At 72.3% G+C, this 19,213-nt stretch carries 20 protein-coding genes; 8 read left to right on the forward strand and 12 right to left on the reverse strand.

Going from position 1 to position 19,213, the window contains the following annotated elements:
* Positions 1-86 precede the first annotated feature (86 nt).
* The gene (locus E4198_RS08825) at positions 87-515 is read right to left on the reverse strand and encodes a hypothetical protein (RefSeq protein WP_136182687.1); all 429 of its coding nucleotides are present in this window, start codon (positions 513-515) and stop codon (positions 87-89) included.
* A 152-nt stretch (positions 516-667) separates the two neighbouring features.
* Here E4198_RS08825 and E4198_RS08830 point away from each other — a divergent pair, with 152 nt between their 5' ends.
* Positions 668-1,306, forward strand: a complete 639-nt coding sequence (locus E4198_RS08830; RefSeq protein ID WP_136182688.1) for a hypothetical protein — start codon at positions 668-670, stop codon at positions 1,304-1,306.
* Positions 1,307-1,448: 142 nt separating this feature from the next.
* Here E4198_RS08830 and E4198_RS08835 read toward each other — a convergent pair whose 3' ends face one another.
* Positions 1,449-2,198, reverse strand: a complete 750-nt coding sequence (locus E4198_RS08835) for a SigE family RNA polymerase sigma factor (RefSeq protein WP_136182689.1) — start codon at positions 2,196-2,198, stop codon at positions 1,449-1,451.
* Positions 2,199-2,397: 199 nt separating this feature from the next.
* Between E4198_RS08835 and E4198_RS08840 the strand changes: the two genes are divergently transcribed.
* From E4198_RS08840 to E4198_RS08860, 5 genes are all read left to right on the forward strand, one after another.
* Positions 2,398-3,075 (forward strand): response regulator transcription factor, encoded by a 678-nt coding sequence (locus E4198_RS08840; protein WP_027765104.1) that lies wholly within the window; start codon positions 2,398-2,400, stop codon positions 3,073-3,075.
* Positions 3,076-3,124: 49 nt separating this feature from the next.
* A complete protein-coding gene (locus tag E4198_RS08845; protein WP_136182690.1) occupies positions 3,125-4,783 on the forward strand; it encodes a HAMP domain-containing sensor histidine kinase in 1,659 nt (552 codons plus the stop codon).
* Positions 4,780-5,430, forward strand: a complete 651-nt coding sequence (locus E4198_RS08850; RefSeq protein WP_210732797.1) for a hypothetical protein — start codon at positions 4,780-4,782, stop codon at positions 5,428-5,430. The genes E4198_RS08845 and E4198_RS08850 overlap by 4 nt, the downstream gene beginning before the upstream one ends.
* Before the next feature lie 72 nt (positions 5,431-5,502).
* A complete protein-coding gene (locus E4198_RS08855) occupies positions 5,503-6,114 on the forward strand; it encodes a VanZ family protein (RefSeq protein ID WP_247597605.1) in 612 nt (203 codons plus the stop codon).
* Between the two features lie 104 nt (positions 6,115-6,218).
* Entirely contained in the window at positions 6,219-6,416 is a 198-nt protein-coding gene (locus E4198_RS08860; protein ID WP_136182692.1) for a PspC domain-containing protein, read from the forward strand.
* Positions 6,417-6,452: 36 nt separating this feature from the next.
* On the opposite strand, the gene E4198_RS08865 is transcribed toward E4198_RS08860, so the two are convergent.
* Both E4198_RS08865 and E4198_RS08870 read right to left on the reverse strand, forming a co-directional pair.
* Complete coding sequence (locus E4198_RS08865; RefSeq protein ID WP_027765107.1) at positions 6,453-6,887, reverse strand: hypothetical protein; 435 nt, start codon at positions 6,885-6,887, stop codon at positions 6,453-6,455.
* A 141-nt stretch (positions 6,888-7,028) separates the two neighbouring features.
* Entirely contained in the window at positions 7,029-8,201 is a 1,173-nt protein-coding gene (locus E4198_RS08870) for an adenosine deaminase (protein WP_136182693.1), read from the reverse strand.
* A 120-nt stretch (positions 8,202-8,321) separates the two neighbouring features.
* Here E4198_RS08870 and E4198_RS08875 point away from each other — a divergent pair, with 120 nt between their 5' ends.
* On the forward strand, positions 8,322-9,080 hold the full coding sequence (locus E4198_RS08875) for an alpha/beta hydrolase (RefSeq protein WP_136182694.1): 759 nt from the start codon (positions 8,322-8,324) through the stop codon (positions 9,078-9,080).
* Between the two features lie 324 nt (positions 9,081-9,404).
* On the opposite strand, the gene E4198_RS08880 is transcribed toward E4198_RS08875, so the two are convergent.
* Positions 9,405-10,355, reverse strand: coding sequence for a LysR family transcriptional regulator (locus E4198_RS08880; RefSeq protein ID WP_136185272.1), 951 nt, complete (start codon positions 10,353-10,355; stop codon positions 9,405-9,407).
* Between the two features lie 120 nt (positions 10,356-10,475).
* Between E4198_RS08880 and E4198_RS08885 the strand changes: the two genes are divergently transcribed.
* Entirely contained in the window at positions 10,476-11,762 is a 1,287-nt protein-coding gene (locus tag E4198_RS08885) for an MFS transporter (protein WP_136182695.1), read from the forward strand.
* Here the strand turns inward: E4198_RS08885 and E4198_RS08890 are convergent.
* From E4198_RS08890 to E4198_RS08920, 7 genes are all read right to left on the reverse strand, one after another.
* Positions 11,717-11,959, reverse strand: coding sequence for a hypothetical protein (locus E4198_RS08890; RefSeq protein WP_136182696.1), 243 nt, complete (start codon positions 11,957-11,959; stop codon positions 11,717-11,719). The two genes, E4198_RS08885 and E4198_RS08890, sit on opposite strands and share 46 nt — an antisense overlap.
* 123 nt (positions 11,960-12,082) lie before the next feature.
* Entirely contained in the window at positions 12,083-13,357 is a 1,275-nt protein-coding gene (locus E4198_RS08895; RefSeq protein ID WP_136182697.1) for a thymidine phosphorylase, read from the reverse strand.
* Between the two features lie 39 nt (positions 13,358-13,396).
* The gene (locus tag E4198_RS25370) at positions 13,397-13,801 is read right to left on the reverse strand and encodes a cytidine deaminase (RefSeq protein WP_281727974.1); all 405 of its coding nucleotides are present in this window, start codon (positions 13,799-13,801) and stop codon (positions 13,397-13,399) included.
* Entirely contained in the window at positions 13,798-15,090 is a 1,293-nt protein-coding gene (locus E4198_RS25375) for an ABC transporter permease (protein WP_136182698.1), read from the reverse strand. Before E4198_RS25375 ends, E4198_RS25370 begins: the two co-directional genes overlap by 4 nt.
* Positions 15,087-16,199: an ABC transporter permease gene (locus E4198_RS08910; RefSeq protein ID WP_136182699.1), complete on the reverse strand. Its 1,113-nt coding sequence runs from the start codon at positions 16,197-16,199 to the stop codon at positions 15,087-15,089. Before E4198_RS08910 ends, E4198_RS25375 begins: the two co-directional genes overlap by 4 nt.
* A complete protein-coding gene (locus E4198_RS08915; protein WP_136185274.1) occupies positions 16,196-17,830 on the reverse strand; it encodes an ABC transporter ATP-binding protein in 1,635 nt (544 codons plus the stop codon). Before E4198_RS08915 ends, E4198_RS08910 begins: the two co-directional genes overlap by 4 nt.
* A gap of 226 nt (positions 17,831-18,056) precedes the next feature.
* Complete coding sequence (locus E4198_RS08920) at positions 18,057-19,106, reverse strand: BMP family ABC transporter substrate-binding protein (protein WP_136182700.1); 1,050 nt, start codon at positions 19,104-19,106, stop codon at positions 18,057-18,059.
* Positions 19,107-19,213 lie beyond the last annotated feature (107 nt).

The raw sequence follows: 19,213 nt of genomic DNA on the forward strand, positions 1-19,213 counted from the left end.
CACGTCGCACGTCGCACGTCGCACGGCGCGTGCCCGGGCTGCGGAGGCGGCCGGGACACGCGCCGTGCGTGTACGTGGGCGGGCGTTCAGTCGCGCAGCATGCCGCCGAGGGCCTGCACGACGGGGAGTTCGTCCAGCGAGGCGCCGTCGGCCAGCGGACCCGTCACCGTCTCGGTGCCGATGGGTTTGAAGTCGGCGACCTGGGTGCCGATGCCGTTGTCCAGCGGGTCGGAGCCCGTGCCGGCCATCGGGTTGATCGGCAGGTCGGCCACCGGCCGCAGCGCGCCGCCGGCGCTGTGCTCCAGCGCGTACTGCAGCGTCTCCTGCGGCTCGTGCACCACCGAGGTGTCGAGCTCGCCGACCGGCGTCTCGACGGTGCTGGGCTCCGCCGCGTGCGCCAGCCCTCCGGCTCCGGCGAGGGCGGCTCCGGCCGCTGTCACGGTCAGCCCGACGCGCAGGACTGCCTGCGCGCGCCGCGATTCCTTCCTCCGAGCGTGCCGCGGGCGAGAAGTCACGATCCACCTGCCTGACGTACGTGTGACGAGATCAGCACACAGCGTAGTACGCAGGGGTGGGCGAACCCGCGGTTCCGCCCGTGATTCACCCGGACGGGAATCTCCGGACGCGGGGGCGTCGATGCCGCACGGATGAGCGACAATGGTGTCTCGTGACCTCCAGCGCCCGCCCCGCGAACGACGTCCCCGCCCGCGTGATTCTGCTGACCGGCCCCTCGGGGGCCGGGAAGTCACGACTCGCCGCCCGTACCGGACTCCCGGTGCTGCGCCTCGACGACTTCTACAAGGAGACCGGCGACCCTTCACTGCCCCGGCTGCCCGACGGTGCCACCGACTGGGACGCACCCGGCTCCTGGGACGCGGACGCCGCGTTCGCCGCGTTGACGGACCTGTGCGCGCACGGCCGTACGACCGTGCCGGTGTACGACATCGCGACGAGTTCCCGTACCGGCGCGGCTCAGTTCGCGCTGCACGGCGCCCCGCTGTTCGTCGCCGAGGGCATCTTCGCGGCGGACATCGCCGCCCGTTGCGCTGCCGCGGACGTGCTCGCGGACGCGATCTGCCTGCGCGGACGGCCTTTCACCACCTTCCGCCGCAGGCTCCTGCGCGACGTGCGGGAGGGACGCAAGTCCGTTCCGTTCCTGGTGCGCCGGGGCTGGGCCCTGATGCGGGCCGAGGGCGCGATCGTGGCGCGGCACCGCGGGCTGGGTGCCCACGCGTGCGCGCGGGACGAGGCGTTCCGCAGGATCTCCGGTCTCCGGGTGACGGAGCGCGGCTCGGTCCACGCGTAGGAGGAAAGACCCCTGCGCGGGCGCGGCGTTCGGCGCGGGCGCGGCGTTCGGCGGACGAACGAAGGCGGGTGCGGCCGGACCCCCCGTCCGGCCGCACCCGTCGTCCCCCGTGTCCCCCGTTCCCCCCTCGGGGCCCGTCGCGTCAGGCGACCAGCTCTCCGAAGCATTCCTCCTGGTCCCGGCCGAGGCTCAGCACCTCGTCGTCGCGCAGCCGGCGCAGCGAGCGCCAGATGCTGCTCTTCACCGTGCCCACGCTGATGTCCAGGATGTCGGCGATCTCGAGGTCTGTGCGGCCCTCGTAGTAGCGGAGCACCAGCATGGTGCGCTGCGTCTCGGGCAGCCGGGCGAGCGCCTGCCAGAGCACGGCGCGCAGTTCGGTGCCGCGCATCGCGTCGTGGTCGGCGGAGGGCGACTCGGGCAGCTCCTCCGTCGGGTACTCGTTGAGCTTGCGGCGGCGCCAGGCGCTGATGTGAAGGTTCGTCATGGTGCGCCGCAGATAGCCGCCGACGGCCGCCTTGTCGGTGATCCGGTCCCAGGCCCGGTAGGTCGAGAACAGCGCGCTCTGAAGCAGGTCCTCGGCCTCGAACCGGTCGCCGGTGAGATGGTAGGCCGTGGCGTAGAGGGAGGCGCGGCGCTCGCGGACGTAATCCGTGAACTCAACCTCCGAGGAGGCGCTGCGCGGCTCCCGCGCGACCTCCCCGGTGCCGGCGTTCCCCCGGGTGCCCTCCACCGCTGCGATGTGCGGCGGACGGCTGTGACCGGCACGGCGAGCGCACCCCCGCCCGCTCACCGTGCCGGGCTTCTCCGCGACGCGGGCCTGCGGAACCGTCGTGGTGTGCAGACGCGTCTGGATGACTGCTGCATTGCTCCTCGTGCTGTGCAGAGTGCTCATCCCGCGCCTCCCTCTTCCGGTGCCGGCCCGTTCGCCTGCTTGCTGATGACTACACTGCCGCGCCAGTTTCATCAGGGGGTCCCCCGACTGTCACAGGCCTGTCACAAGGCGCCGCGGGACCGTGACCGGGTCGTCCGAAGGGATGCCGGGAGCGCCGTGCGGTCGAAGTGTGCGGGGCGCATGGGACAGAATGGCGCGTGTGGCTTTCCTGTTGCTGATCGAGGACGACGACGCGGTCCGTACGGCCCTGGAGATGAGCCTGTCGCGGCAGGGTCACCGAGTGGTGACGGCGGCGTCGGGCGAGGACGGACTGAAGATGCTGCGCGAGCAGCGTCCGGACCTGATCGTGCTGGACGTGATGCTGCCGGGCATCGACGGTTTCGAGGTGTGCCGCCGCATCCGCCGGACCGATCAGCTGCCGATCATCCTGCTGACCGCACGCAGCGACGACATCGATGTGGTGGTGGGCCTGGAGTCGGGCGCCGACGACTACGTCGTCAAGCCGGTGCAGGGGCGGGTGCTGGACGCGCGCATCCGCGCGGTGATGCGGCGCGGCGAGCGGGAGGCCAGCGACTCGGCGACGTTCGGCTCGCTGGTGATCGACCGGGCCGCGATGACCGTCACCAAGAACGGCGAGGATCTGCAACTGACGCCGACCGAGCTGCGGTTGCTGCTGGAGCTGAGCCGCCGTCCGGGTCAGGCGCTCTCCCGGCAGCAACTGCTGCGGCTGGTGTGGGAACACGACTACCTGGGCGACTCGCGCCTGGTCGACGCGTGTGTGCAGCGGCTGCGCGCCAAGGTGGAGGACGTGCCGTCCTCCCCCACGCTGATCCGCACCGTGCGCGGGGTCGGGTACCGGCTGGACGCCCCGCAGTGACGGCCGCCGCCGCGCCGGTCCGGCCGGTTCCGGGGAGGGACGCGGCGTCGTGAGAGGTGCTCTGACGCGCTTTCGGAGCCGGCTGGCGGGCCTGCTGCCGACGTTGCGGCTGCGGCTGGTGGTGGTGTTCGCCCTGGTGGCGCTGGCGGCCGCGGTGTCGGCGTCCGGGATCGCCTACTGGCTCAACCGGGACGCGGTGCTGACCCGCGCGCAGGACGCGGCGCTGAAGGACTTCCGCAAGGCGATGGAGGACCACGTCGGCCAACTGCCCCGGCAGTACGACTGCGCACAACTGCGCGACGCGGCGGGCCGGATGGCGAACAGCACCCAGGGGTACGAAGTGGTGCTGCTCGGCGAGGACCGGAACGGCAGCGCCTGCCGGGCCGCCTCGGCGCCGGGCTTCTTCACGTCCTCGGATGTGCCGGAGAGCCTGCGGAGCGCCGTCGACCGGCGCCGCGAGGTCGACGACGCGAACCGTTTCCCTTACCACCTCTACTGGCAGCGCGTGGTCCGCGAGGAGGACCCCTACCTGGTGGGCGGAGCGAAACTGATCGGCCGGCAACCCTCTCCCAGCGGCTACATGCTGAAGTCGCTGGCGGCCGAGCGGGACGACCTGTCGTCGCTGGCGTGGTCGCTCGGCATCGCGACGGCGCTCGCCCTGATCGGCGCGATGCTGCTGGCGCAGGCGGCGGCGACGACCGTGCTGCGGCCGGTGCGGCGGCTGGGCGACGCGGCCCGGCGGCTCGGCGAGGGGAAACTCGACACCCGGCTGAAGGTCTCCGGCACGGACGAACTGGCGCAGCTGTCCCGGACGTTCAACGCCACGGCCGCCTCGCTGGAGAAGCGGGTGGCGGAGTTGAGCGCCCGGGAGGCGTCCTCGCGCAGGTTCGTCGCCGACATGTCGCACGAACTGCGGACGCCGCTCACCGCGATCTCCGCGGTGACGGAGGTGCTGGAGGAGGAGCAGGACAACCTCGATCCGATGATCGCCCCGGCCGTGGGCCTGGTGGTCAGCGAGACGCGGCGGCTGGCCGACCTGGTGGAGAACCTCATGGAGGTCACCCGCTTCGACGCCGGCACCGCACGCCTGGTGCTGGACGACGTGGACGTGGCGGACATGGTGACGGCGTGCATCGACGCCCGCGCCTGGCTGGACGCGGTGGAACTCGACGCGGACCGCGGCATCACGGCCCGACTCGACCCGCGGCGGCTGGACGTGATCCTGGCGAACCTGATCGGCAACGCGCTGAAGCACGGCGGCTCTCCGGTACGGGTGTCGGTGCGGGTCCGTCCGGGCGCGGCGCCGTCGGGGGACGACGCGCTGGTGATCGCGGTGACGGACCACGGGCCGGGCATCCCGGAGGACGTGCTGCCGCACGTCTTCGACCGGTTCTACAAGGCGAGCGCGTCCCGGCCGCGGTCGGAGGGCAGCGGCCTCGGGCTGTCCATCGCCATGGAGAACGCGCACATCCACGGCGGCACCATCCGCGCACGGAACGGCGAGACGCCCGACGAGGGCGCGGTGTTCACCCTCCTCCTGCCGCGGGATGCGAGCGAGCTGGCCGAGCCGGAAGGGGACGCCGCGGCCGGGCGTCGGCCGCGCGGGCGGCACCCGGACCGCGGCCGCGACGGCGGACGGGACGCGGACGGTGAGGGACACGGGGACGCGCCCTGGGACGACGACGCCGGCAGGGAGAACGAGGCATGATCCGGACCGCACCACCGCGTCCCGCGGCTCCGGCCGCTCCGCGGCGTTCGCGCGCCGCGCTCGCCGGGACCCTCGCGGCGCTCCCGCTGCTGGCGGTCGCCGGCTGCGGTATCCAGCCGACTTCGGTACCGGTGGACGCGGGGGCCGCGCCCTCGCGGGTGGCCTGTGTGCTGCCCGACGACGGACCGAGGACCCCCGCGCCGCGGCACACCGTGGTACGGGTCTACCTGGTGTGCGGCTCGCGTGTGAGCCCGGTGCAGCGGTCCGTGCGACTGCCCGCAGGACGGGCGGACGTCGCCGGGGCGCTGCTGGAGACGCTGTCCGACGAGCCCGGGCCCCGGGAGCGTGCGGCCGGGTTCGCCAGCCAGGTACCGCCTGAGCTGGAGGTGGGGCCTGGCACACGGACCGATCCGCCGGGCACCCTGCGGCTCAGCACCGCCCCGTCCGGACTGCCGCCTTTCGCCCTCGCGCAGATCGTGTGCACCTTCGCCGAGACGGAGGCCGGGGCGCCGCAGGAGGGCACCGTGGTCCTGGCAGGGCCGGCGGACGCCCCCGTGCCGGAGCCGCCACGGCGCATCGCCTGCACCACCGAACTGCGCAACAGCCCCGACGCGGCGGACAGGGCCGGCACGCCAGTCGGGTCGTGAGCCGACATGCGATCGCGAGGCGGGGGCCGGTCGCGAGGGCCGGTTGTGGGGGTGCCCGGAAGCGTGGGGGCGGTGCCCGGAACCGCGGGCGAGGAAGCCCGCGTCTCCCTCGTTGTGCACGGTCATGTCCCCGGGCGCGCCACATCGTCCCGTATCCGGGTGGCGGCCGCCCTCCTGCTCGGCGCCCACCTCCTGACGGTCGGCTGGCTCATGCTGCGCCCCCGCACCGTCCCGTGGGTGCCGCCGTCGAACCTCCAGCCCTTCGTGACCATCCAGGCCGACCTGGCGGCCGGGCCGCAGGCGGCGCTGATCGGTATCGGCGGTGAACTCCTGCTCCTGACCCCCGTGGGCGTACTGCTCCCGCTCGCCGCCGGGCGGCTGTACGGGCCCCGGGTGGCGACGGCCCTGCGCACGGTGCTGATGGGGGTGTTCCTCGCGCTGGGCGTGGCCGTGCTGCGCAGCGGCGCACCCAGCCGCCCGGTGACGGTGGACGCGATGATGCTCAACGCCGCCGGCGTGGCCCTCGCGCACCTGCTGCTGTACCCGTCGCTGCGCCAGCGGCTGCTGCGCCTTCCCGCGGGCCCGTTCACCCGGGACCGGGACGACCGGCCCCGGGTCGGCCTCGCGGAGGAGGGTACTCGGGGACGTACCCCGAGAGGTTCCAGGGTCGGGATCGCCCCGTAGCGGGACGCTCTCCGCCCTGTTGCCCCCCTACGGTGGATCACACGGTCCGGGAACCGCCGGGACCGGTGCAACGCTTCGAAAGCACACAGATGGGAGCCGCCGTCATGGCCGCACTCGTACGCCCGCACGACAACCGGATGATCGCCGGGGTGTGCGCGGGACTCGCCCGCCGGTTCGGCATGAAGCCGGGAACGATGCGCGTGATCTTCCTCGTCTCGTGCCTGCTTCCCGGGCCGCAGTTCCTGATCTACCTGGCACTGTGGATCTTCCTGCCCAACGCCCAGCGGCAGCCGACCGGGTGAGGACCGGGACCGGCGGGAGATCACCGCGCCGGACGGTCAGCCCAGCGGCAGACCGCCACCGCCGAGGGAGCCGCTGGTGAGCGGCAGGCCGTCCGTGGGCAGACCGCCGCCGAGGGTGTCGGTGACCGTCTCGGTGGGGCCGCTGTTGCCGGCGAGCTGACCGGCGAGGGGCAGGCCACCGAGCATCTTGCCCGGACCGCCTTCGCCGCCCTCCGTGCCCTCGCCGCCCTCGGCCTTCGCCACGTCGGCCGGCAGGGTGGAGGCGACCACGTCGTCGGAGGCGGTGGGCATCCGGGCGACGGAGTCGCCACCGGCCATCGCGTCCTGCACCGGCGGGGCGGACACCAGCTGGCGGCCCGTGGTCTCCACCGTCTCGCCGAGGTCGGCGGCGGAGGCGGCGCCGGCACCGGAGGCCGCGAAGGCGGCGCCGAGCGCGGTGACGCCGAGGGCCTTGATCGTTCCGTGCTTCATGGGTGACACGTCCTGTCGTGGGGGATCTTCGGGCGGTTCCGGCGAACGTAGCCAGGCCCGTGGATCACCCGCAAACAGGTGGAGGCGGCCGGGGAGGGGCGTGTCGCCGTGCTCCCCGACCGCCTCGCCCACAGGTCCGGATCAGCCTGCCGAGTCCGCGGAACCGCTGGTCGGAGCCGCGCCCGGGACCGGGTCGTGGAACAGCCACTCGGACTTCAGCTTGGCGTAGCCCGGCTTGACGACCTCGTTGATCATGGCGAGACGTTCATCGAAAGGGATGAACGCGGACTTCATCGCGTTGACGGTGAACCACTGCATGTCGTCCAGCGTGTAGCGGAAGGTGTCCACCAGGTGCTGGAACTCGCCGCTCATGCTGGTGCCGCTCATCAGCCGGTTGTCGGTGTTGACCGTGGCGCGGAAGTGGAGCCGGCGCAGCAGCCCGATGGGGTGTTCCGCGTACGAGGCGGCCGCACCGGTCTGGAGGTTCGACGACGGGCACAGCTCCAGTGGCACCCGCTTGTCCCGCACGTACGACGCCAGCCGGCCCAGCTTGACCTGCCCGTCGTCGGCGACCTGGATGTCGTCGATGATGCGGACGCCGTGTCCGAGCCGGTCGGCGCCGCACCACTGGAGCGCCTGCCAGATCGACGGGAGGCCGAACGCCTCACCGGCGTGGATGGTGAAGTGGTTGTTCTCCCGCTTGAGGTACTCGAACGCGTCGAGGTGGCGGGTGGGCGGGTGGCCGGCCTCGGCGCCCGCGATGTCGAAGCCGACGACGCCGAGGTCGCGGTAACGATTCGCCAGCTCGGCGATCTCCAGCGCCCGGGCCGCGTGCCGCATCGCGGTGAGCAGCGCGCCGACGCGGATGCGGCGGCCCGCCTCGCGCGCCCGGCGCTCGCCCTCGCGGAAGCCCTCGTTGACCGCCTCCACGACCTGCTCCAGGGTGAGACCCGCCTCCAGGTGCTGCTCGGGGGCGTAGCGCACCTCGGCGTAGACCACGCCGTCGGCGGCGAGGTCCTCGGCGCACTCGGCGGCGACCCGAACCAGCGCGTCGCGCGTCTGCATCACGGCGCAGGTGTGCGAGAACGTCTCCAGGTACCGCTCCAGGGAGCCGGAGTCCGCGGACTCCCGGAACCAGGAGTCGAGCCGCTCGGCGTCCTCGGACTCCGGCAGCCCCTCGTAGCCCACCTCGCGGGCCAGTTCGATGATGGTGGCCGGGCGCAGCCCGCCGTCGAGGTGGTCGTGCAGCAGCACCTTAGGGGCGCGACGAATCTGCTCCGGTGTCGGAATGGTGAGGGGTGTCTCGCTCGTCATTTTCGTACTGTAGCGCCTACGCGCGTAGACCGCCACGGTCGCCTGCGCGGGCCCCGACGGGTCGTGAAGGTGCTGTACGGGGCGTCCCGCAGCGGCGCGGCGTCTGCCATCGTGGCGCCCATGACTCAGCAGGCGTTGCCGGACCGAGTGCCGGTCAGGGAAGCGAGGTTGGGCAGACCCCGGGGCGGCGACCGTGCGGTGTGCGGCGTGGTCCTGCTGCTGCCGGGCGGCACTGCGCACAGCGTGCGGCGTCCCTCGGCGCGCGCCACCGCGGCGATGCTGCCGCTGGCCCGGAGGTTCGCCCGCACCGGACGGGAGGCGGACCTGGCGGTGCACGTCGTGCGCTATCGGTACCGGGGCTGGAACGGCGCCGAGGCGCACACGGCGGGCGACGCGGAGTGGGCGGTCGACGAGGTGGTGCGCCGCTACGGCGACGTGCCGGTGTGCCTGGCCGGCACCGACGTCGGCGCGCGGGCCGCGCTGCGCGCCGCCGGGCACCCGGCGGTCGCCTCCGTCCTCGCCCTGGCGCCCTGGCTGCCCGACGGCCGGGAGGAGGAGCCGGTGAGGCAACTCGCGGGCCGCAACGTGCTGATGGTGCACGGCACCGACGACGCGCACAGCCACCCGGAGACGTCGTTCCGGCTGGCCGCGCGGGCGAAGAAGGTGAACGCGGACGTGTGCCGGTTCGAGGTGCACACCGACGGGCATGCACTGTTCCAGCACCGGCAGGAAGTCGCGGCGCTGGCCGAGGACTTCGTGCTGGGCACCTTGTGCGAACGTGACTTCTGCCGGCCGCTCACGGACGCGATGGCGGCTCCGCCGCCGCTGGGCCTGCGGATGCCGCTGGCCACGGGCTTCGGCCGCTCGCTGCGCCGCTAGCTGGGGACCGCCCCGGCGGATCGCCCGAGCCCCGCCGCGCACGCTACGGCGCCCCTCCCCCGCAGCCAGTCGGGCCGGGGTACCTCCCTGCCGGAGGGGTGGGCGCGGTCGTCGCGTATCCGGGGGCGAACGGGTACGGGGGGCGTCCGTCCGCCTCGCCATGCTCCCCACGGCCCTGGCGGGCCCGTGAGGGCCCATGGCTCCGACGCTGCAGGGCGGTCCCGGCTTGGTCCGGGGAGCCTGCACCGGCGGCGTGTTCCCGCCGGAATTCCCCGCGCCTTCGGCGACGGCGAGGGGGACGGGAGCGGGCAAGCAGGCCGGGCGTCAGCCCAGCAGCGTGCCGCGGCGGGCGAGCAGGAAGCGGCGGAACGCCGCGACCGGCGGGGGCTCGGGGTCACGGCCGTCGATCCACGCGAGCCCGATCTCCCGCACCGCCCGCGGCGCGGTCACCGCCAGTTCCCGCACCCCCGGCCGGGGTACCGCCGGCGGGGGCAGCAGGGCGACGCCCAGCCCTGCCGCCACGAGCCCGCGGATGGTCTCCGCCTCCTCGCCCTCGAAGGCGATGCGCGGCTGGAACCCGGCCTGCGCGCACAGCGCCTCCAGGATGCGCCGCATCCCGTAGCCCGGTTCCAGGGTGACGAACGGCTCCTCGGCGGCCTCCGCGAGCCGGACGCGTTTGCGGGCGGCAAGCCGGTGGTCGTCGGGCACGACGAGCCGCAGCCGCTGTTCGTCCAACCGCCGTGCCACCAGCCCGCGCGCGGCGAGTTCGGCGGTGTCCGGGATGGGCGAGGTGAGGCACAGGTCCAGGCCCCCGGCGGCGAGCCGTTCCAGCATGGCCTCGCCGTAGTTCTGCACCAGCGCGAACCGCACACCGGGGTGCTCGGCGCGGAAGGCGCGGATCAGGCCGGGCACCGTCTCCCAGCCAAGGGTGTGCAGGAAGCCGAACGCGACCTTGCCCGTCGCGGGATCGGCGTCGGAGCGCACGGACTCGGCGGCCTGCTCCACGGCGGCGAGCGCCCGTTCGGCGGCGACGCGGAAGGTGTGTCCGGCGGGGGTGAGGGAGACCGTCCGGCCGCGGCGGGCGAAGAGGGCGACGCCCAGGTCGTCCTCCAGCCGGGCCAGCGCCCGGCTGAGCGTGGACTGCGGGACACCCAGCTCCTGGGCGGCGCGGGTGACGTGCTCGTGGCGCGCGACGGCGGCGAAGTGGGCGAGCCGGGGCGTCAGCTCCAGTCCCCAGTCGTGCCCGGTGTCCGATGTCGGGGATGTCACGGAAATGTCTTCGTCGTTTCGGGTCGGTGACACGGGTGGCCCTCACCTCGATTGATGCGCTGGTGGAACGATTCTCGCAGTTTCGTGCATTGGACGCATGAGCGGGGACGGTCGTACGTTCGGGGCATGCCTTCTGCTGATACCAGGGCGTCCACCGGGGGAGTGGGCGCCGTACCCCCGCGCGCCGGTGCCCGGTCCGACGACCCCGAGTCCACCAAGTACCGGCCGGGCGACCCCGGATACCGTCGGCTGAGCCTGGCGCTCTTCGCCGCCGGCCTGGTCGCGTTCGGCCTTCTCTACTCCACGCAGGCGCTGCTGCCGGCGATCTCGGCGGACCTCGGCGTCACCGCGGGCCGGGCGAGCTGGACGGTGTCCGGCGCGACGATCGGCCTGGCCGTCGCCGTGCTGCCGCTGAGCGCCCTGTCCGAACGGTTCGGTCGCCGCCGGACGATGACCGTCTCGCTGGCGGTGGCGGTGGCGCTCGCGCTGGTGATGCCGCTGGCTCCGTCGCTTGATGCGCTGACCGCGCTGCGCGTGGCCCAGGGCGTCGCGATCGCGGGAGTTCCCGCGTCGGCCATGGCGTTCCTCTCCGAGGAGGTGCGGGCCCGGGCGCTGGTCGGCGCGGTCGGCCTGTTCGTCGCGGGCAACAGCATCGGCGGCATGTCCGGACGCATCCTCACCGGCTGGGTCACCCAGATGTGGGGCTGGCGCGCCGCGCTGGCCGCGCTGGGCGTGGCGACGCTACTGTGCGCCGTGGCGTACGCCGTGCTGGCCCCGAGGGCACGCCACTTCACCCCGTCGCGGGTGAGCCCGCGCGCGCTGGCGCGGACCGTGCGCACGCACCTGGCGAACCCGCTGCTGGTCCGGCTGTACGTCATCGGGCTGCTGTTCATGACCGTCTTCGGTGCGGTCTACACCGTGATCGGCTACCGCCTGGTCGGCGAGCCGTTCGGGCTGTCGCAGGGGCTGGCGGGCTCGATCTTCGCCATCTACCTGGTGGGCACGGTGTCGTCCGCGACGTCGGGCCGCCTGCACGGACGTCTGGGCCGGCGCGGCGCGCTGTACGTAGCGATCATGACGACGACGACCGGGCTGCTGCTGTCCCTCGCAGACAGCCTGCTCGCCGTCGCGGGCGGCCTGGTGCTCATCACGGCGGGCTTCTTCGCGGGGCACGCCGTGGCGTCCGGCTCGGTGAGCCGCACGGCCACCGAGGGGCGGGCGCAGGCGTCGGCGCTCTACCAGATGGCGTACTACCTGGGCAGTTCCGTCGGCGGCACGGTCGGCGCGCTGGCGTACCACGGCGGGGGCTGGCCGGCGACGGTCGCGTTCTCGCTCCTCGCGCTGGTCGGGGCGGCCGGCGTCACCCTCTACGCCACGCGCCGCGCCCGCCGCACGGCGTTGCTCGCGGCCTGAGCGGTACGCCCGTCGTCGTGTCCGTCGGGCCCGTGATCCAGTCGTGGTTCGCGTTGCCCCGCGAAGATCTCCACGACGAGCTGCGCAGCCTCCGCCGGTACGCGGTTTGAGTAGAGCAGGCGCTGAACGAGTTCGGCGGTGACGTTGTACGCGTTGGCTGGCGGTGGTGCCTCGGTGATCCCCTCGATGATCTTCACCCCTGGTGGTCGACGGGGAGTGCGGACATGGCGGTCTCCCCTATCGATGCGTCACCGATGCCATCATGCCGAACGGGCCGGTGGGGTCCACCGGCCCGTTCACCCGAACGAGAGCGTCACAGGTCAGGCGATACGTTCCAACACCACGGACGCCGGGACGTCGACCGCCGTGTCGCCGAGGGCGAAGGCGTCGTCGAGCGCGGCGAGCGCGTAGTCGAACTTCTCCGGGGTGTCGGTGTGCAGCGTCATCAGCGGGGCGCCCGCCTCCACCCGCTCCCCCTGCTTGGCGTGCAGCTCGACGCCCGCACCGGCCTGGACCGGGTCCTCCTTGCGGGCGCGGCCCGCGCCGAGGCGCCAGGCGGCGACGCCGACGGCGTACGCGTCCAGCGAGGTGAGAACGCCGCTCGTCGGGGCGGTGACCACGTGCTGCTCGCGGGCGACGGGCAGGTCCGCGTCGGGGTCGCCGCCCTGGGCGGCGATCATGCGGCGCCACACGTCCATCGCGGAGCCGTCGGCGAGCGCCTTCGCGGGGTCGGCGTCCGGCAGTCCGGCCGCGGCGAGCATCTCGCGCGCCAGCGCGAGGGTCAGCTCGACCACGTCCGCCGGTCCCCCGCCCGCCAGGACCTCGACCGACTCGCGCACCTCGAGGGCGTTGCCGGCGGTGCGGCCGAGCGGCGTGGACATGTCGGTGAGCAGGGCGACGGTCCGCACCCCGTGGTCGGTGCCGAGACCGACCATGGTGGAGGCCAGTTCGCGCGCGTCCTCGACGGTCTTCATGAAGGCGCCGGAGCCGACCTTCACGTCCAGCACCAGCGAACCGGTGCCCTCGGCGATCTTCTTGCTCATGATGGAGCTGGCGATCAGCGGGATGGCCTCGACCGTGCCGGTCACGTCGCGCAGCGCGTAGAGCTTCTTGTCGGCGGGCGCGAGGCCGTCTCCGGCCGCGCAGACCACCGCGCCGGCGGAGTCGAGGATGCCCAGCATCTCGGCGTTGCTCAGCGAGGCCCGCCAGCCGGGAATCGACTCCAGCTTGTCGAGGGTGCCGCCGGTGTGGCCGAGGCCGCGGCCGGAGAGCTGCGGGACGGCCGCGCCGCAGGCGGCGACGAGCGGGGCGAGCGGCAGGGTGATCTTGTCGCCGACGCCGCCGGTGGAGTGCTTGTCGGCGGTGGGGCGGGCGAGGGAGGAGAAGTCCATCCGCTCGCCGGAGGCGATCATCGCGGCCGTCCAGCGAGCGATCTCCGCCCGCGTCATGCCGTTGAGGAGGATCGCCATGGCGAGGGCGGACATCTGCTCGTCGGCGACGGCGCCGCGGGTGTACGCGTCGATGACCCAGTCGATCTGCTCGTCGCTCAGCGGGTGCCCGTCGCGCTTGGCGCGGATGACGGAGATGGCGTCCATGAGTTCCTTAAGCCGGGGAGGGTTCGTGGAGGCGGGCGGTCAGCGGGCGAGGTCGTCGGGCCCGAACGCGTCCGGCAGCAGCTCGGACAGCGGACGCACGCCGCGCGCGGTGTCCAGCAGCAGTTCGGGGCCGCCGTGCTCCCACAGCAGCTGGCGGCAGCGCCCGCACGGCATGAGGCGGGCGCCGTTGCGGTCGCAGCAGGTGAAGGCGGTGAGCCGGCCGCCGCCGGTCGCCACCAGCTCGGAGACGAGGCCGCACTCGGCGCACAGCGCGACGCCGTACGCCGCGTTCTCCACGTTGCAGCCGGAGACCGTGCGGCCGTCGTCGACGAGGGCGGCGGCGCCGACCGGGAAGCCCGAGTAGGGGGCGTAGGCCCGGGACATGGCATCCCGGGCCTGCTCCCGCAGGGCCTCCCAGTCGGTGTCCGGAGCGTGCACGCTCACGTGCCCTGGCCCTTCCGGTACGGCTTGCCGATGGTCTTCGGCACCCGTAGCCGCTGGGTCGCCAGACACAGCACGAGCAGGGTGGTGATGTACGGGCTCGCCTCGACGATCTCGCGCGGCACGGTGTCGGTGGCGGCGTACCAGAGTGCGACGAGGATGCCGGACGCGACGGCGACCATGCCGCCGGTCCGCGAGCCCTTGTACAGCTTCCACAGGCCGTAGCCGACGAGCAGCACCGCGAAGACGAGCAGCAGCGCGTGGATGGTGGTGCCGCCGCCGCGGAGCTGGGTGCCGTCCATGAAGCCGAAGATACCGGCGCCCATGGCGACGCCGCCGGGACGCCAGTTGCCGAAGATCATGGTGGCGAGGCCGATGTAGCCGCGGCCGCCGGTCTGGTCCTCCTGGTAGTGGTGCACGTAGAGGGCCAGGAACGCGCCGCCGAGGCCGGCGAGCGCGCCGGACATGGTGATGGCCGCGTACTTGTACTTGTAGACGTTGACGCCCAGCGACTCGGCGGCGACCGGGTTCTCGCCGCAGGAGCGGAGCCGGAGGCCGAAGGACGAGCGCCACAGCACGAAGAAGGTCATCACGAAGAGTCCGGCGGCGAGCAGCGTCACCCAGGAGACGCTGTCGACTGCGGCGCGGGCGATGCCGGCGGTGTCGGAGACGAAGAACCAGCCCTGTTCCTCCAGTGAGGCGAGCCAGTCGGCCAGCAGGGGTACGGAGAACTCCGACATGTCCTCGATGGGCGGGGACTGCCGGTCGTTGCCGCCGGCCATGGCCGCTTCGCTGCCGGGGGTGCCGAAGAACTGCTTGGCGAGGAACTGGGTGGAGCCGAGCGCCAGGATGTTCACGGCCACACCGGAGACGATGTGGTCGACGCCGAAGGTGACGGTGGCCATGGCGTGCACGAGGCCGCCGAGCGCGCCGCCGGCCATGCCGGCGACGACCGCGGCCCACGGCCCGTACTGCCAGCCGATCCAGCCGGCGGTGAACGTGCCGATGATCATCATGCCTTCGAGGCCGATGTTGATGACGCCGGCGCGTTCGGACCAGAGCCCGCCGAGGCCGGCCAGGCCGATGGGGACCGACCAGCTCAGTGCGGTGGAGTAGGTGCCGAAGCCGGTGAGGCCGCCGACGCCGGTGATCTCGCGGAGTGTGGACAGCAGCAGCAGCGCGCCGGCGATGATGAGCAGGATCCACGGCCAGGACAGCCTGCGGCGCGGCTTGCTGTCCTTCCCCTTCGAGGAGAGGGACTCCGAGACCTTGGCGGAGAGGTTCGTGCTCACGCGGACACCTCCGCCTTGTCGTTCTTCCGGGCCTGCTTGGCGAGCTGCTCGCCGACCGTGCGCTGCTGGCGGCGGAGGCCGTAGCGGCGGACGAGTTCATAGGCGATGACCACGCAGAGGACGATGACGCCCTTCATGACCTCGACGGTCTCCGACGCGTAGTCCTCGATCTCCAGCCGGCCGCCGGTGCGGTCGAGGAAGCCCCACAGCAGGGCGGCGAACGCCATGCCGACCGCGTTGTTGCGGCCCAGCAGCGCGAGCGCGATGCCGGTGAAGCCGATGCCGGCGGGGAAGTCGTTGCCGTAGTTGTGGACCTCGCCGAGCAGGATCGGCATGCCGACCAGGCCGGCGGCCGCGCCCGAGAGCACCATCGAGGTGACGACCATCTTCTTCACGCTGACGCCGCTGGCCTGGGCGGCCGACTCGGAGCGGCCCACGGACCGCAGGTCGAAGCCGAAGCGGGTGCGGTTGAGCATGAACCAGTAGCCGAGGCCGACGGCGGCGGCGAGGAACACGAAGCCGTTGATCGGGTCGGGGCTGGTCGGCAGGAAGAAGAAGTGGCTGGACTCGGGGATGTTCGGCGTGTGGAACAGGTTGCCGTCCTTGACCGCCAGTCGGCCTTCCTGGAGGAAGTAGCCGATGAAGGAGGCGGCGATGAAGTTCAGCATGATCGTGGTGATGACCTCGCTGACGCCGCGGGTCACCTTCAGGAAGCCCGCGATGCCGGACCAGATCGCGCCGACGACGACCGCGACCAGGATGATCAGCGGGATCTGCACCAGTCCGGGGAGCGTCAGCGCGCCGCCGACGACGGCCGCGAAGAACGCGGCGATGCGGTACTGGCCGTCCACGCCGATGTTGAAGAGGTTCATCCGGAAGCCGATGGCGACGGCCAGCGCGGACAGGTAGTACGGGATCGCCTTGTTGATGATCCAGACCTGGCTGTCGCTCTTGGAGCCGTAGTCGAGCATCACCGAGTAGGCGTAGAGCGGGTCCTTGCCGGTGGCCAGCAGGACGATCGAGGTGATGACGACGGCGGCCACGAGGGCCAGCAGGGGGGCGGCAAGGCCGAGGATCAGGCGGTTCTTGTCGAGCTTGAACGACTTCACAGCCGCTTCCCTCCCTCGCCCGTCTCGTCCTCGACGCCTGCGGCGGAGCCGCTCTCGGACGCTTCGAGGTGGCCGCTGGCGGCGCCGGTCATGGCGGAGCCCAACTCCTCAGGGGTGATGGTGGCGGGGTCGGCGTCCGCGACCAGGCGGCCGCGGTACATCACCCGCAGGGTGTCGGAGAGCCCGATCAGCTCGTCCAGGTCGGCGGAGATCAGCAGGACCGCCAGTCCTTCGCGGCGCGCCTCGCGGATCTGGTCCCAGATCTGCGCCTGCGCGCCGACGTCCACGCCGCGGGTGGGGTGGGCGGCGATCAGCAGCTTGGGGTGGTGGCTCATCTCGCGGCCGACGATCAGCTTCTGCTGGTTGCCGCCGGAGAGGCTGGCCGCGGTGACCTCGATGCCGGGCGTACGGACGTCGTAGTCGGTGACGATGCGCGCGGTGTCGGTGCGGGCGGCCTTGATGTCGAGGAGTGCGCCGCGGCTGTTGGGCGCCTCGGTGACGTGGCCCAGCATGCGGTTCTCCCACAGCGGGGCCTCCAGCAGCAGGCCGTGCCGGTGCCGGTCCTCGGGGATGTAGCCGATGCCCGCCTCGCGGCGGGTGCGGGTGGGGCGGTGGGAGATGTCCTGGCCGTCGAGGGTGACGCTGCCGCCGTCGGGGTCGCGCAGACCCATGACGGCCTCGACCAGTTCGGCCTGTCCGTTGCCCTCGACGCCGGCGACGCCGAGCACCTCGCCCTTGCGGATGGTGAAGGTGATGCCGTCCAGGACCGCGCGGACGCTGCCGTCCGGGTCGGTGGCGGACAGGTGCAGCCCGTCGACCTTCAGCATCTCGACGTCGGTGACGGTCGACTCGCGGGTCTCCGGGGACGGGAGTTCGCTGCCGACCATCAGCTCGGCGAGCTGCTTGGGGGTGGTCTCGGACGGGTGCAGGGAGGCGACCGTGGTGCCGCGCCGGATGACGGTGATGTCGTCCGCGACGGTCAGCACCTCGCCCAGTTTGTGCGAGATGAAGATGACGGTGAGGCCCTCGGCCTTGAGCTCGCGCAGGTTGTCGAACAGTGCGTCGACCTCCTGCGGCACGAGCACGGCCGTGGGCTCGTCGAGGATGAGCGTGCGGGCGCCGCGGTAGAGGACCTTGAGGATCTCCACGCGCTGCCGGTCGGCGACGCCGAGCTCCTCGACGAGCACGTCCGGGCGGATCGCCAGGCCGTACGCGTCGGACAGTTCCTTGATCTTCCGGCGCGCGCCGGAGCCGATGCCGTGCAGCTTCTCGGCGCCGAGGACGACGTTCTCCTGCACCGTGAGGTTGTCGGCGAGCATGAAGTGCTGGTGCACCATGCCGATGCCGCGGGCGATGGCGTCGGCGGGCGTACGGAAGGAGACCTTCTCGCCGGCGACCGTGATGGTGCCCTCGTCCGGCGCCTGCATGCCGTAGAGGATCTTCATCAGGGTCGACTTGCCTGCGCCGTTCTCCCCGACGAGGGCGTGCACGGTGCCGCGCCGGACGGTGATGTCGATGTCGTGGTTGGCCACGACGCCGGGGAACCGCTTGGTGATGCCGTGGAGCTCGACGGCAGGTGCGCTGTCTGCCGGTGGGCCGGCTGCCGTGGGGCTGCTGCTGGACGCTTTGATGACGCACTCTCCTCGGAGGGACCGGGCGAAGGAGTGAGGTGTGTGGGCTGGGCGGGTGACGCGTGTCGTGTGGGGCGGGAGTGACGGTATCGCGCGTGGTGGCGTGTGAGGCACGCTACGCGCGTAGCGTTCCGCCGAGAAAGCGGGCCCGGTGCGGAGGGCGGTGCTGCGCCCTCCGCACCGGGCCCACGCCGCGCGGGTCAGGTGACCCGGTCGAGCGGACCCGTCACTTCTCGGGGGTGTCGCTGACCTTGACCTCGCCGCTGGTGATCTTCGTCTTGGCCTCTTCGATCTTCGGCATGATGTCGTCGATGAAGCCGCCGGAGGTGGCGAGCGAGACGCCGTCCTCCTTGAGGGTGTACGAGTTCACACCGGTGATCGGGTCGCCCTCGTGCACGCTCTTGATCAGGTCGTAGACCGCGACGTCGACGTTCTTCACCACGGAGGTGAGGATGACGTCCTTGTACTCCGCCAGGCCCGGCTGCTGGTACTGGTCGGAGTCGACACCGATCGCCCAGGCGCCGTCGCCCTCGTCGTGGATGGCCTCGATCGAGCCCGCGCCGGACTGGCCCGCGGCGCTGTAGACGACGTCGATGTCCCGGGAGAGCATCCCCTTCGCCTTCTCCTTGGCGGCGGCGGGGTCGTTGAAGCCCTTCGGGTTGTTCGGGTACAGGTACTCGGTGACGACCTGGACGTCCTTGCCCGTGTCCTTCACGCCCTGCGCGAAGCCCGCCTCGAACTTCTGGATCAGCGCGTTGTCCACGCCGCCGATGAAGCCGACCTTGTCGGTCTTGGTCTTCAGCGCGGCGGCGACACCGGCGAGGTAGGAGCCCTCGTGCTCGGAGAACACCATGCTGTCGACGTTCTTCTCCTCGCCCTCGACCACGGAGTCGACGACGCCGAAGGTGGTCTTCGGGAATTCCTTGGAGACCTTCTCGATCGACTTGCCGTAGGCGAAGCCGACGCCGATGACCGGGTTGTAGCCGGCCGAGGCCAGCTGGGTGAGGCGCTGCTCGCGCTGCGACTCGGTCTCGTTGTTGCCGGCCGTGACGGTCTCGAGAGGGATGTCGAACTCCTTCGAGGCCTTCTCCGCACCGCGGTTGGCGGACTGGTTGAAGGAGTGGTCGTCGGCACCGCCGACGTCGAAGGCCAGGCCGATGCCCTTGTCCTTCTCGCCGTTGCCCGACTCGGTGGAGCTCTCGCCACACGCGGTGGCGGTCAGCGCGAGGACCGCGGTGGCGCTGACCGCGGCTGCAAGCTTGGATACCCGACGCAAGAGGACGTTCCCTTCGTCTCTCGGAAGCGCCTCTTCCCGGCGCTGGCTGTTCCGGGTCAGATTAACGCGCGTAGAACTGGGGTAAAGCCCCGTCCGACGGCCGTTAT

It is taken from the genome of Streptomyces sp. RKND-216 (assembly GCF_004795255.1).
Lineage (GTDB): Bacteria > Actinomycetota > Actinomycetes > Streptomycetales > Streptomycetaceae > Streptomyces > Streptomyces hazeniae.

Coding starts and splice junctions, on each gene's coding strand:
- E4198_RS08835 (WP_136182689.1), bottom strand. CDS start 2,198: ATGAGCACTCTGCACAGCACGAGGAGCAATGCAGCAGTCATCCAGACG.
- E4198_RS08850 (WP_210732797.1), top strand. CDS start 4,780: ATGATCCGGACCGCACCACCGCGTCCCGCGGCTCCGGCCGCTCCGCGG.
- E4198_RS08860 (WP_136182692.1), top strand. CDS start 6,219: ATGGCCGCACTCGTACGCCCGCACGACAACCGGATGATCGCCGGGGTG.
- E4198_RS08865 (WP_027765107.1), bottom strand. CDS start 6,887: ATGAAGCACGGAACGATCAAGGCCCTCGGCGTCACCGCGCTCGGCGCC.
- E4198_RS08870 (WP_136182693.1), bottom strand. CDS start 8,201: ATGACGAGCGAGACACCCCTCACCATTCCGACACCGGAGCAGATTCGT.
- E4198_RS08875 (WP_136182694.1), top strand. CDS start 8,322: ATGACTCAGCAGGCGTTGCCGGACCGAGTGCCGGTCAGGGAAGCGAGG.
- E4198_RS08885 (WP_136182695.1), top strand. CDS start 10,476: ATGCCTTCTGCTGATACCAGGGCGTCCACCGGGGGAGTGGGCGCCGTA.
- E4198_RS08895 (WP_136182697.1), bottom strand. CDS start 13,357: ATGGACGCCATCTCCGTCATCCGCGCCAAGCGCGACGGGCACCCGCTG.